Origin of the sequence: Bacillus sp. Bvel1, assembly GCF_014872755.1 — a bacterium.
Lineage (GTDB): Bacteria > Bacillota > Bacilli > Bacillales > Bacillaceae > Bacillus > Bacillus velezensis.
The window spans coordinates 129922-142123 of sequence record NZ_JAAOBZ010000008.1 but is presented as its reverse complement, the minus strand read 5'-3'; the positions used below and the strand labels follow the sequence as shown (position 1 = coordinate 142123).

Below are 12202 nucleotides of genomic sequence, written 5' to 3'. Positions count from 1 at the left end.
TTTCAAGACACATGTCTTATCTTATTTTGATTATATTGGGATTTATCGCGGGAACGGTCGGCAGCCTGATCGGGCTTGGGGGAGGAATTATCATCGTGCCGGCGATGCTCTATTTAAGCACGATGACCCCGTTTTTCCATGACGTAACACCGCAGACTGCCATCGGCACGTCCCTTTTGGTGATTATTTTTACGGGCCTGTCGTCAACTCTGGCCTATATGAAATATAAAACCGTTGACTACAAAAGCGGACTGATCTTTTTTATCGGTTCCGGCCCGGGAAGCATCATCGGCGCGTATTTGTCTAAACTTTTTAATGCGCATACGTTTTCCGTCTGGTTCGGACTTTTTATGATTTTGATTTCTATTACATTAATGCTGAAGGCGAAAGCAAAACCGGTCAATAAAGCGCATAAAGGCATGATCCGGACATATGAGGATGAAACGGGTGAGCTTTATACATATTCGTACCGTATTTTTACCGGTATCGCCATTGCCTTTTTCGTCGGTTTATTGGGCGGTCTTTTCGGCATCGGCGGCGGCTCTCTTATGGTTCCGGCCATGATGCTGTTATTTTTGTTCCCGCCGAAAGTGGCTGTGGCGACGTCAATGCTCATCATTTTCTTATCCTCCGTGACGGGTTCCGTGTCACATATCGCAGAGGGCCATGTCAATTGGCTGTATGCGCTGTGCCTCGTTCCGGGCGCGTGGTTCGGCGGCAAAATGGGCGCGTGGGTCAATAAGCGGGTGCAGACGAAAACGATCGTGCTTTTCATGCGGGTCGTCTTGATTTTGATCGGCTGTGAATTGATTTATCAAGGGATATTCAGCTAAAAGGTAGGAGAGATGGTATGTTAGAGAAACTCCGTTTATATCATACGAATGATTTGCACAGCCATTTCGAAAATTGGCCGAAAATCGTACATTATATTGAGCAGAAGAGAAAAGAGCATGAAAAAAACGGGGAGGAAACACTCGTATTCGACATCGGCGATCATATGGACCGATTCCAAATGATAACGGAAGCGACCTTCGGCAAAGCGAATGTCGACTTGTTAAACCGTCTTGAGATTGATGCGGCTGCCGTCGGGAATAATGAAGGGATTACGCTGCCTCATGATGAGCTGGCGGATTTATATACTCATGCCGCGTTTCCCGTCATTGTGTCCAACCTGTTTGACGCGGACGGACAGCGCCCGGAATGGGCCGAGCCCTACGTGATCAAAACGCTGAAAAACGGGATGACCGCCGGCATACTAGGCGTCACGGTGCCGTATTATCCCGTCTATCAGAAACTCGGCTGGACGGTGACGGATGCGGAAAAAAGCATTCAAGAATCACTTGACGATATCAAGGGTAAAGCGGACATCATCATTCTGCTTTCTCATTTAGGCCTGATCGATGACCGGGCCGCAGCGGAAAAATTTCCCGACATCGATGTCATTCTTGAATCACATACGCACCACCTTCTTGAGGACGGACAGGATATAAACGGCGTATTGCTTGCATGTGCGGAGAAATACGGGAACTATGTCGGCTGTGTCGAGCTGACGATAGAAAGTGAATCACGAACCATTGTCAGCAAACAGGCATCTGTACAGAAAATGGCTGATTGGCACGGGGAATCTGAAGATACGGCGGCTTTTCTGAAAGAGAAAGAACGGGAAGCGGAAAACCTGCTCTCCGTACAAGTCGCCAATCTGAATGAAGAAGCCGGCGTGAAGTGGTTTGAGGAATCGCCGCTCCCGCTTCTATTAGCCGAAGCGCTGAAAAGCTGGTGCGGCTGTGAAGTCAGCATGGTGAATTCAGGCGTCATTTTGGGGCCTTTACAGAAGGGGCCTGTCACAAAACTTGACTTGCACCGCATCTGCCCTCATCCGATCAATCCGGTCGCCGTTCGTCTTTCAGGCAGGGAACTCCGGGAAACAATCAGCCAGGCAGCCTCGGAACAAATGGAGCAGCTGCGGATTAAAGGCCTCGGCTTCCGCGGGGAAGTGATGGGCAGGATGGTATATGCCGGAGCGGAGGCAGAGGCCGGCATCCTTGAAGACGGTGTGACGCATCTCCTCAATGTGAAAGTGAACGGAGAAGAGGTGGATCCGGAGCGGATATACTCGGTTGCCGTTCTCGACATGTTTACACTCGGAAAGCTGTTCCCTTACATCCGCGATTCAAAAGAAAAACAATATTTTATGCCGGAGTTTTTAAGGGATCTGCTCGCCTGGAAGCTCGCGCGGCAAGCGTAATGTCAAATATCCGCCGGCCGTTCCATCTCACCCGAATGAAGGTAAGCGGGACTTTTTAAGAGCAAAAATAAAATACTATGTCCCCTCTTACAAGCATACATTGTGATATGTAAGGGGGGATTTTTCTTGCCTAGATACCGGAGCGCTCTTCGCAAGAGAGGGCCTTTGCCTTTTCGATATGTGCTTCTTCTGTCGTTTGCTTTTTTTATCATATCGACGGTCATCAGCCTCTGGATGATCAACTCCTCAATCAAACCGGTGCTGATGAACATAGGAGAAATGGAAACCAAACGGGTGGCGACAGAGGTCATTACGGAATCCATTGAAGAATACATGTCTCACAGCGACAATGTGAAAGATATGGTCGATATGAAAACGGATGAAAACGGAAAAGTCACAACGATGGATTTTAATACACAAATGGTCAACAGCATGAAGGCGAAAGTGACAAAGCAGCTTCAGGCTCATTTGAAGGAAGCGGAGTCGAACAATAAGCAGCATGAAACGGAAAAAGGCGCGAAAACGGCCGATGAAATTATGATTAACATCCCTTTAGGGCAGGTCACGGGAAACAGCGTTCTCGGAAATCTGGGGCCGAAAATCCCCGTGCGCTTTAACCTGATCGGTGATGCGTTAACTGATGTGAAAACAAAAATAAAGCCGTACGGCATTAACAATGCCCTGATCGATATCAGTATTTTTGTGGAAATTAAAGTGAAGGTCATTATTCCGTTTGCCAGTAAGACATCAGTCGTCACAAATAATATTCCGGTCTCCATTAAAGCGATTCAAGGAGAGGTGCCGCAGTTTTATAACGGAAGCGGCGGATCAGGTGTGACGCCTTCTGTCCAGCTGCCGAGTGAAAAACAGAAGAAAGATAAATAAAAACACACAGCCGCAATCTTTCCTGGCGGCTGTGTGTTTACTTTTTCCTGCGGATTTCTTTTCGCTCCCATGCCCTTAAATGGGGATACGGGTCAAAAGACCATTCCGATCTGCCGTTATCTTTATACATCCCGTAGTGAAGATGCGGCGGAAATTTTCCCGCGGTGCCCGGCGGTCCGTATCCGGAACTGCCGACAGAGCCGATCACCTCTCCGGGTTTGACGATCTGGCCTTTATGCACACCTTTTGCAAAGCCGTTCAGGTGAGCGAAGTAGTGATACGTGTTATTGATATCCCTGATGCCGATTCTCCAGCCGCCGAAACGGTTCCAGCCCTTCATTTCAACAATACCGTAGCAGGTCGATCTGACGGGGAGTCCGTAATGAGCGAACAGATCCGTTCCTTCGTGAATCCGGCGCCCGCCGAAACCCCGTGCGGCGCCCCATGTGCTGCGGTAGCTGTAATCCGTCTTCACGGGAAGCGGAAAAGCGTGCTCTCCGAGATCAAGGCGGCCGAACGTTTTAAACAGTGTCATGAATTCGGTGATAATGCCGACCGTCTGATCACGGCGGTAATAATTCCAGAGGCCGATGCGGATATGGTCAAGATCCGTTCCGAATCCCGCTAAATACTGTGCAAATGTATAAAGGATATCCTCATCATTGCTGACCTCGGCTTTTCCGTCGCCGTCGCCGTCCAGGCCGATCCCGTCAAATACTTTAATGCTGAGGGGCGCCTCGTCCTTAGGATTTGGATTTTCAGGCCCGCTCCACAAATGATCCGGAATATAAATGCTGATGATTCCCGCTTTTTCCGGCAGATCCTTTCGGTTCGAGCGGACATTTTCTTCATATTGATCAACCGCCGCAAGCACATACCAAGGAATCTGCGTGACTGCTTCGGCTTTGCGGTACAACTGCATCCGTTCACCGTAAACAGGAGCCGATTGTTCTTTCCCGCTTGCAGCCGGACAGAAAACTGATAAAAGGAGAAGAGCAGATAACAGAACTTTCACAACATGATCTCCTTTCAGGATTAATACAACTAGTTTGCGGCAACAATCCGAGAAAATGTAAGTAATTCTCTTCCCTTGTCGAGAAATTTTTCCTATGTTAAAGTGACTATTGAATAGAAATCTGCAAGTTTTATATCCATCGTGAAATAGAAATTTTTCGCACACGAACATGAATAAAGGGATAATGGAGATGATGGGGAAATGGCAAAGAAAGACGAGCATCTGAGAAAGCCGGAATGGCTCAAAATAAAGCTGAACACGAATGAAAACTATACGGGTCTGAAAAAATTAATGCGTGAAAATAATCTGCATACCGTATGTGAAGAAGCAAAATGCCCGAACATCCATGAATGCTGGGCTGTCAGACGTACGGCGACGTTCATGATTCTCGGTTCCGTCTGTACGAGAGCATGCCGCTTCTGCGCTGTCAAAACGGGTCTGCCGACTGAGCTGGATCTGCAGGAACCGGAACGCGTAGCTGATTCGGTTGCACTGATGAACTTAAAGCACGCCGTCATCACGGCCGTGGCGCGTGATGATCAGAAAGACGGCGGAGCAGGCGTCTTTGCGGAAACGGTCCGGGCGATCCGCAGAAAAAGCCCGTTCACGACAATTGAAGTGCTGCCATCCGATATGGGCGGAAATTACGACAACCTGAAAACATTAATGGATACCCGTCCTGATATTCTGAACCACAACATTGAAACCGTCCGCCGCCTGACACCGAGAGTCCGGGCCCGCGCAACATATGACCGTTCTTTGGAATTCTTGCGCCGTGCGAAAGAAATGCAGCCTGACATCCCGACGAAATCAAGCATTATGATCGGTCTCGGCGAAACGAAGGAAGAAATTATTGAAGTGATGGACGACCTGCTTGCGAACAATGTCGACATCATGGCGATCGGCCAATACCTGCAGCCGTCGAAAAAACATTTAAAAGTCCAAAAATATTATCATCCGGACGAATTTGCCGAACTGAAAGAAATCGCGATGCAAAAAGGCTTCAGCCACTGTGAAGCAGGCCCGCTTGTCCGTTCTTCCTATCATGCGGATGAACAAGTGAACGAAGCGTCTAAAAAACGCCAGGCCCAAGCATAAGATAAGCCGAAAAAACCCAAAACGCCGCAGGTTTTGGGTTTTTTGTGATGGAGCCGTCTGTGCAGGGAAAAAGTCATTCTTGAATAAGGATCGTCAGAACCGCTACACTGGATATAAAAGGGGAAAATTTTTCCGTCCGTCCGAACCGTCTCATTTTGCAATTGATGGACAGAAGTCAATGAATTATGATAGTAAAGAGTGATAAAAGAGGTGAAGACATGATTCTTATTCAAAATGCCGAGTTTGAACTCGTACACGATTTTAAAAACGGCTTTAATGAAGAAGCGTTCAAAGCCCGCTATTCGGACATATTAAATAAATATGATTACATTGTGGGAGACTGGGGATACAGTCAGCTGCGGCTCAAAGGCTTCTTTGATGACCAGAATCAAAAAGCAACCTTTGAAACGAAAATCAGCACATTGGACGAATACATTTACGAATACTGCAATTTCGGCTGCGCGTATTTTGTTTTAAAACGAATCAGAAAATAATTGATGCAGAAGGGGATGCTGTCACGTGTATTTTGTTGACAGAAATAATATCGAACAAACACTCCGTTTTTTTGAGACCCAGCTGGCGCTGTTTGACAGCACGCCTGCATGGCAGAGCGAAATCGAAAAAAGAGCGCTTGAGCGGATCAGCCATCTTATGATCGAATGCATTCTCGATGTCGGAAATGATATGATTGACGGCTTTATCATGCGCGATCCGGGGAGTTATGACGACATCATGGATATTCTGACGGATGAAAAGGTGGTAGCTGAGGATGAAGCGAATAAGCTCAAGCAGCTGATCTCTTCCAGAAAGCGGCTTGTTCAGGAATATCAGCAAGCCGATCATCAGGAGCTGTTTACGCTGATCACGTCAAACAGGGACGTGCTGAAAGCCTTTCCGGCCCGTGTAAGAACCTACCTGGAAACAGAATTAGGGCCTGTTTCCGCATTTAAATAACAACGAGTGAGAAAATCCACAGGAGTGTTGAGTATGAAGGATTATAAAGGATATTTGATAGATTTGGACGGCACAATGTACAACGGGACGGAAAAAATCGAAGAAGCGTGTGAATTCGTGAGAACGCTTAAAGCGCGCGGCATTCCGTATTTATTCGTGACGAACAATTCTTCCCGGACGCCGAAGCAGGTGGCGGACAAGCTGATGAGCTTTGACATTCCGGCATCTGAAGAGCAGGTCTTCACGACGAGCATGGCGACTGCACAGCATATCGCCCAGCAGAAAAAAGACGCGTCGGTGTATGTGATCGGCGAAGAAGGCATCCGCCAGGCCATTGAAGAAAACGGGCTGAGCTTCGGAGAAGAAAACGCGGACTTTGTCGTTGTGGGAATCGACCGCGGCATTACATATGAAAAGTTGGCAACGGGATGCCTTGCGATCAGAAACGGCGCCCGGTTCATTTCAACAAACGGCGACGTCGCCATTCCGACTGAAAGAGGGCTTTTACCAGGGAACGGTTCGCTCACATCCGTCTTGACGGTGTCAACGGGCGTTGAGCCTGTCTTTATCGGCAAGCCTGAATCCATTATTATGGAACAGGCGATGCGTGTGCTCGGAACGGATATTTCCGAAACACTCATGGTCGGCGATAACTATGCAACGGATATTATGGCCGGCATCAATGCGGGCATGGATACGCTGCTGGTTCATACCGGAGTGACAAAGCGTGAGCATATGGCAGATTACGACCGGAAGCCGACATATGCGATTGACTCTTTAACCGAATGGATTGAACATCTATAAAAAAAAGGGACGGCCATGACGGCCGTCCTTATTCTGTATTTCTGGCGCTGTGGGCAAGCCGGCTTGAAGCCGCTGCTGCGATTGCGCCGACGATATCATCAAGAAACGTATGGCATTCCCCCGTAGATTTATCATTTAACCGCCCGAGAATGCCGGGTTTTTCTTTGTCAATGTAGCCGTAATTCGTAAAGCCGATTGAGCCGTATATATTCACGATAGAGAAGGCGAGCACCTCGTCAACCCCATACAGGCTTTCATCAATCGCCAGAATGGTCTGAAGCGGTTCAGACAGCTTTTTTTGTTCGGCGAGCACATCTAATTCTATTCCCGTTAAAATGGCGTTTTGCACCTCGCGTTTTGCGATGACACGGTTCACATTGAGCCTGCATACTTCCATCGTCAAATCAGGATGATATTTTTTCTGAAGGAAATACACCAGCTCGGCAATATCGTCCGTCTCAACCCCCCGTTCTTTTAAACGCGCTCTGGCGACAGCTTCCACCTGATTCAGTTGTTCCTTTTCTGACATTTGCTTCACCCAATCTTTTTTTACTAGTTTATACAACACCCTTCCGATGTGTACGATGTTTCTCCACTTGATTCAAAGGATTACAATATGTATTCATAATTCCGCCGGCGTATGACTACGATGTGAATAGCTCTAATTTTTCAGGCAGGTGATTATGATGAAAAGCATCATTAAAGAAAAGTACGGCATCCACGTCAGACAGCTTTCCGTTTATCAGAAATACCAATGCTTCCAGACGCCTAATTCCTTCTTTCTTATTATTCCCGTTTCCGGGTTTTCGCAATCAGAGCTGACGGAGCTTTACTACATGAGTCAGTATTTACAAGAACAAAGTGACCCATACGTTTCAGTGTTTATCTTTACGAAGGAAGGAGAACTGACCTTTGAGGACGAAGGCAAAACGTATGCGCTCTTAAAAGCGCCGATCCCCGTCGCAAACCGGTCGTTCTCTGTCGGAGGGGAGCTTGCCGAATTTCACAGAAAAGGGCGGGGTTTTCCGTACGAAGTGAAAGAAGCGGGCAGGATCGGCCAATGGAAGGACTTATGGGGAAAACGGGTGGATCAGCTGGAATCATTCTGGATGCAGAAAATTCATATGTCTCCGCTTGAACCGTTCGAAAAGAAAATGATCGAAGCATTTCCTTATTATTCAGGCTTAGCGGAAAATGCGATTCAATATTTAGTGGATACGGAGCTGGATGACAATCCCGGCGCAGAAGACTCGGGGACAATCTGCCATCAGCGGATGGAACGGGATACCTGGTCGGAGGAATCATTGATCCGCATTCCGGGAGATTGGGTATTCGACCATGCCGCCCGTGATATTGCGGAATATATGCGCAGCACATATTTGTATCATCGTGACGACTTGCTTAACGAAGGGTTTTTGTTTTTGCAGGAATATGAGCAAGTTACGCCGTTATCCTCCTTTTCCAAGCGCCTGTTTTACAGCCGCCTGCTGTTTCCGCTTCATTTCTTTGAGACGGTGGAGAGCTATTACATTTCTCATGATTCTGAAAAACAGTTTTACGAAGAGCAGCTTGACTACATTCTTGCCGACTGCACCCGCTATGAACAGTTTTTACAGACATGTCACGACATGATGAATGTCAGGTCGGCGCAGGTTTTTGTCCCGCCTGTGGCGTGGCTCGGAAAAGGAATCAGTTCGTAAGAAAATATAACGTAAAAATATTTAGAAAATAAGGAATCTTGTCATATCAATGTGTTAAGCGTTTTCATGGCCGTAGAAACAATATTCAGCCGCTTGTCAAAACAAATACGGGCTTATATAATATTTGTAACTTAAATGTCTGTGAAGGGTTAACAATTGTCCTTTTCTAGTGGACAAAAGGAAGAAAGGTGGAGTTTCTCTTTGGAAGCGATTCGTATTGGACTGTTAGGACTGGGAACCGTGGGAAGCGGAGTCGTCAAAATTATACAAGATCATCAGGATAAGCTTATGCACCAGGTCGGCTGTCCGGTGACGATTAAAAAAGTGCTGGTTAAAGATATTGATAAAAAACGAGACGCAGACCTGCCGAAAGAAGTGCTGACGACAGAAGTCTATGATGTGATCGATGACCCTGAGGTCGACGTGATTATTGAAGTCATCGGCGGTGTTGAACAGACGAAGCAATATCTTCTTGATGCCTTGAAAGCGAAAAAACATGTTGTGACCGCAAATAAAGATCTGATCGCCGTATACGGGTCAGAGCTTTTAGCCGCCGCAAAGGAAAATGGCTGTGACTTGTATTACGAAGCGAGTGTCGCCGGCGGAATCCCGATTTTACGCACGCTCGAAGAAGGCCTTTCCTCTGACCGGATCACAAAAATGATGGGAATCGTCAACGGAACGACGAACTTCATCTTAACGAAAATGATTAAAGAAAAAAGCCCGTATGAAGAAGTGCTGAAGGAAGCGCAGGATCTCGGATTCGCGGAAGCGGACCCGACCGCCGATGTAGAAGGACTCGATGCCGCACGCAAGATGGCGATTTTAGCCCGTCTCGGCTTCTCTATGAACGTCGATCTGGACGATGTCAAGGTAAAAGGAATTTCCCGGATTACGGATGAAGACATCAGCTTCAGCAAACGGCTCGGCTATACGATGAAGCTGATCGGCATCGCCCAGCGTGATGACAATAAAATCGAAGTCAGCGTTCAGCCGACACTGCTCCCGGATCATCATCCGCTCTCTGCCGTGCATAACGAGTTTAATGCCGTTTACGTGTACGGAGAAGCCGTAGGCGAAACGATGTTTTACGGCCCCGGAGCCGGAAGCATGCCGACTGCGACATCAGTCGTTTCCGATCTGGTCGCGGTCATGAAAAACATGCGTCTCGGCGTAAACGGAAACAGCTTTGTCGCCCCGCAATTTGAAAGAAATCTGAAGCAGCCGTCTGATATCTACGCCCAGCAGTTTTTAAGAATTCATGTCAAAGACCAGGTGGGCTCTTTTTCAAAAATCACATCGGCCTTCTCAGAGCGCGGCGTCAGCTTTGAAAAAATTCTGCAGCTGCCGATCAAAGGACATGACGATCTCGCGGAAATCGTCATCGTCACGCATCATACATCGGAAGAAGATTTCAGTGACATTCTGCAAAACTTAAATGATCTAGAAGTTGTACAAGAAGTAAAAAGCACATATCGTGTAGAAGGGAACGGTTGGAGCTAATGTGGAAAGGACTCATCCATCAATATAAAGAATTTCTGCCGGTGACGGATCGGACGCCGGCCCTGACATTGCATGAAGGCAACACGCCGCTGATTCACCTCCCGAAGCTTTCTGAAAAGCTCGGAATTGAACTGCATGTGAAAACAGAGGGCGTTAATCCGACGGGATCCTTTAAAGACCGCGGCATGGTCATGGCGGTCGCCAAAGCGAAAGAAGAAGGCAATGATACCATCATGTGCGCCTCAACAGGCAACACATCCGCTGCGGCTGCCGCATACGCGGCGAGAGCCGGCATGAAATGCATCGTCATCATCCCGGACGGGAAAATCGCCTTCGGAAAGCTTGCGCAGGCCGTCATGTACGGTGCGGAAATCATCGCGATTGACGGAAACTTTGACGACGCGCTGGCCATCGTCCGGTCGATTTGTGAAAAATCACCGATTGCATTAGTGAATTCAGTAAACCCTTACCGGATTGAAGGGCAAAAAACAGCGGCCTTTGAAGTATGCGAACAGCTCGGCGAAGCGCCGGACATTCTGGCGATCCCGGTAGGAAATGCCGGGAATATCACGGCCTACTGGAAAGGGTTCAAAGAATATCATGAGAAAAACGGCACCGGACTTCCGAAGATGCGCGGTTTTGAAGCGGAAGGTTCTGCGGCTATCGTCCGCGGCGAAGTCATTAAAAATCCAGAAACCGTTGCGACGGCAATCCGGATCGGGAATCCCGCCAGCTGGGACAAAGCCGTGCTCGCTGCGGAAGAATCAGCCGGAAAAATTGATGAAGTCACAGATGGAGAAATCCTTCACGCTTATCAGCTGATTGCCCGTGAAGAAGGCGTATTTGCCGAGCCGGGCTCCTGTGCATCCATCGCCGGTGTTTTAAAACAGGTGAAATCCGGTGAAATTCCAAAAGGAAGCAAGGTTGTCGCAGTCTTGACCGGAAACGGCCTGAAAGATCCGAATACGGCTGTGGACGTATCTGACATAAAACCGATCACGCTGCCGACAGATGAGGACAGTATTCTGGAATACTTAAATGGAGCGGCGCGTGTATGAATGAGGCGGAGATGCTGTTTTCCATTACGGTTCCGGGAAGCACCGCCAACTTAGGACCTGGGTTTGATTCCATCGGAATGGCGCTCAGCAGATATTTGAAGCTTTCGGTTTTCCGAAACGATGAATGGCAGTTCTCGGCGGAAACCGAAACTGTCGCGGGCATCCCTCAAGGAACGGACAACCTCATCTACCAAGTCGCCAAACGGACGGCTGACCGCTATCAGAAAGAGCTGCCGCCCGCCCATGTCAAAGTTTGGAGTGACATCCCCCTTGCGCGGGGTCTCGGAAGCAGCGCGGCCGCTATCGTCGCCGCCATTGAGCTTGCGGATGAGTTATGCGGCCTGCAGCTGTCGGAAAGCGACAAGCTGCACTTAGCCAGTCTTGAAGAGGGGCACCCTGATAATGCCGCTGCTTCCCTTGCAGGAGGGCTTGTAATCGGCCTTCACGAAGAAGATGAAACACATATCGTGCGTGTTGCCGAAGCGGATATCGATGTTGTGGCAGTGATTCCGTTTTACGAAGTTCTGACCAGGGACGCAAGAGACGTGCTCCCGAAAGAGCTGCCGTACCGACGCGCCGTTAAAGCAAGCGCCGTCAGCAACCTTCTCGTTGCTGCGATCATGTCAAATGACTGGGCGCTCGCCGGGAAAATGATGAGAAAAGACATCCTCCATCAGCCGTACCGCGCCATGCTTGTTCCTGAGCTTTCAAAGGTGGAACACGCGGCCGAAATGAAAGGCGCTTACGGAACGGCGCTGAGCGGAGCGGGACCGACGATTCTTGTCCTGATTGAAAAAGGAAAGGGAGAAGAGCTGAGAAAACAGCTTTCTGAGCATTTCCCTCACTGTGAGATTGCGGCGCTTACCGTCCCGTCAGAAGGAAGCGTAATTGAACGGAATCCTTTAGAACAGGTGAAAAGTGTATAATGATAAAAAAGCGT

The 12202-nt window shown here is 48.4% G+C and carries 13 protein-coding genes; 11 read left to right on the top strand and 2 right to left on the bottom strand.

What is annotated here, in order from left to right; all coding sequences use genetic code 11:
* Nucleotides 1-11 precede the first annotated feature (11 nt).
* The 3 genes from HAP68_RS15015 to yunB all read left to right on the top strand — a co-directional run bounded on the left by HAP68_RS15015 (nt 12) and on the right by yunB (nt 3130).
* Entirely contained in the window at nt 12-833 is an 822-nt protein-coding gene (locus HAP68_RS15015; protein WP_015387760.1) for a sulfite exporter TauE/SafE family protein, read from the top strand.
* 17 nt (nt 834-850) lie between these two features.
* Nucleotides 851-2245: a bifunctional metallophosphatase/5'-nucleotidase gene (locus HAP68_RS15010; protein ID WP_024085757.1), complete on the top strand. Its 1395-nt coding sequence runs from the start codon at nt 851-853 to the stop codon at nt 2243-2245.
* A gap of 126 nt (nt 2246-2371) precedes the next feature.
* Nucleotides 2372-3130, top strand: a complete 759-nt coding sequence (gene yunB / locus HAP68_RS15005; RefSeq protein WP_024085756.1) for a sporulation protein YunB — start codon at nt 2372-2374, stop codon at nt 3128-3130.
* A 37-nt stretch (nt 3131-3167) separates the two neighbouring features.
* Here yunB and lytH read toward each other — a convergent pair whose 3' ends face one another.
* Nucleotides 3168-4145 (bottom strand): L-Ala--D-Glu endopeptidase, encoded by a 978-nt coding sequence (gene lytH / locus HAP68_RS15000; RefSeq protein ID WP_024085755.1) that lies wholly within the window; start codon nt 4143-4145, stop codon nt 3168-3170.
* A gap of 201 nt (nt 4146-4346) precedes the next feature.
* On the opposite strand from lytH, the gene lipA reads away from it, so the two are divergent.
* The 4 genes from lipA to HAP68_RS14980 all read left to right on the top strand — a co-directional run bounded on the left by lipA (nt 4347) and on the right by HAP68_RS14980 (nt 7001).
* On the top strand, nt 4347-5243 hold the full coding sequence (gene lipA, locus HAP68_RS14995; RefSeq protein WP_003151923.1) for a lipoyl synthase: 897 nt from the start codon (nt 4347-4349) through the stop codon (nt 5241-5243).
* A gap of 218 nt (nt 5244-5461) precedes the next feature.
* Nucleotides 5462-5737, top strand: coding sequence for a YutD family protein (locus tag HAP68_RS14990; RefSeq protein ID WP_003151928.1), 276 nt, complete (start codon nt 5462-5464; stop codon nt 5735-5737).
* A gap of 25 nt (nt 5738-5762) precedes the next feature.
* On the top strand, nt 5763-6197 hold the full coding sequence (locus HAP68_RS14985) for a DUF86 domain-containing protein (protein ID WP_003151930.1): 435 nt from the start codon (nt 5763-5765) through the stop codon (nt 6195-6197).
* A 33-nt stretch (nt 6198-6230) separates the two neighbouring features.
* The gene (locus tag HAP68_RS14980) at nt 6231-7001 is read left to right on the top strand and encodes a TIGR01457 family HAD-type hydrolase (protein ID WP_024085754.1); all 771 of its coding nucleotides are present in this window, start codon (nt 6231-6233) and stop codon (nt 6999-7001) included.
* Between the two features lie 28 nt (nt 7002-7029).
* Here HAP68_RS14980 and HAP68_RS14975 read toward each other — a convergent pair whose 3' ends face one another.
* Entirely contained in the window at nt 7030-7530 is a 501-nt protein-coding gene (locus tag HAP68_RS14975; RefSeq protein WP_014305750.1) for a phosphatidylglycerophosphatase A family protein, read from the bottom strand.
* Between the two features lie 154 nt (nt 7531-7684).
* Between HAP68_RS14975 and cotNH the strand changes: the two genes are divergently transcribed.
* From cotNH to thrB, 4 genes are all read left to right on the top strand, one after another.
* Nucleotides 7685-8701, top strand: coding sequence for a spore coat-associated protein CotNH (cotNH, locus tag HAP68_RS14970; RefSeq protein ID WP_031306537.1), 1017 nt, complete (start codon nt 7685-7687; stop codon nt 8699-8701).
* A gap of 201 nt (nt 8702-8902) precedes the next feature.
* On the top strand, nt 8903-10204 hold the full coding sequence (locus tag HAP68_RS14965; protein WP_003151938.1) for a homoserine dehydrogenase: 1302 nt from the start codon (nt 8903-8905) through the stop codon (nt 10202-10204).
* Nucleotides 10204-11262: a threonine synthase gene (gene thrC, locus HAP68_RS14960; protein ID WP_015387765.1), complete on the top strand. Its 1059-nt coding sequence runs from the start codon at nt 10204-10206 to the stop codon at nt 11260-11262. Before HAP68_RS14965 ends, thrC begins: the two co-directional genes overlap by 1 nt.
* Nucleotides 11259-12188 carry a homoserine kinase gene (thrB, locus tag HAP68_RS14955; protein WP_003151940.1) on the top strand — a complete coding sequence of 310 codons (930 nt, stop codon included), beginning with the start codon at nt 11259-11261 and terminating at the stop codon, nt 12186-12188. The genes thrC and thrB overlap by 4 nt, the downstream gene beginning before the upstream one ends.
* Nucleotides 12189-12202 lie beyond the last annotated feature (14 nt).

What these genes read in the sequence shown, in the direction of transcription:
- HAP68_RS14990 (WP_003151928.1), top strand. Translation starts at nt 5,462, where the DNA reads ATGATTCTTATTCAAAATGCCGAGTTTGAACTCGTACACGATTTTAAA.
- HAP68_RS15010 (WP_024085757.1), top strand. Translation starts at nt 851, where the DNA reads ATGTTAGAGAAACTCCGTTTATATCATACGAATGATTTGCACAGCCAT.
- cotNH (WP_031306537.1), top strand. Translation starts at nt 7,685, where the DNA reads ATGATGAAAAGCATCATTAAAGAAAAGTACGGCATCCACGTCAGACAG.
- HAP68_RS14980 (WP_024085754.1), top strand. Translation starts at nt 6,231, where the DNA reads ATGAAGGATTATAAAGGATATTTGATAGATTTGGACGGCACAATGTAC.
- HAP68_RS15015 (WP_015387760.1), top strand. Translation starts at nt 12, where the DNA reads ATGTCTTATCTTATTTTGATTATATTGGGATTTATCGCGGGAACGGTC.
- lipA (WP_003151923.1), top strand. Translation starts at nt 4,347, where the DNA reads ATGGCAAAGAAAGACGAGCATCTGAGAAAGCCGGAATGGCTCAAAATA.
- thrB (WP_003151940.1), top strand. Translation starts at nt 11,259, where the DNA reads ATGAATGAGGCGGAGATGCTGTTTTCCATTACGGTTCCGGGAAGCACC.
- thrC (WP_015387765.1), top strand. Translation starts at nt 10,204, where the DNA reads ATGTGGAAAGGACTCATCCATCAATATAAAGAATTTCTGCCGGTGACG.
- HAP68_RS14975 (WP_014305750.1), bottom strand. Translation starts at nt 7,530, where the DNA reads ATGTCAGAAAAGGAACAACTGAATCAGGTGGAAGCTGTCGCCAGAGCG.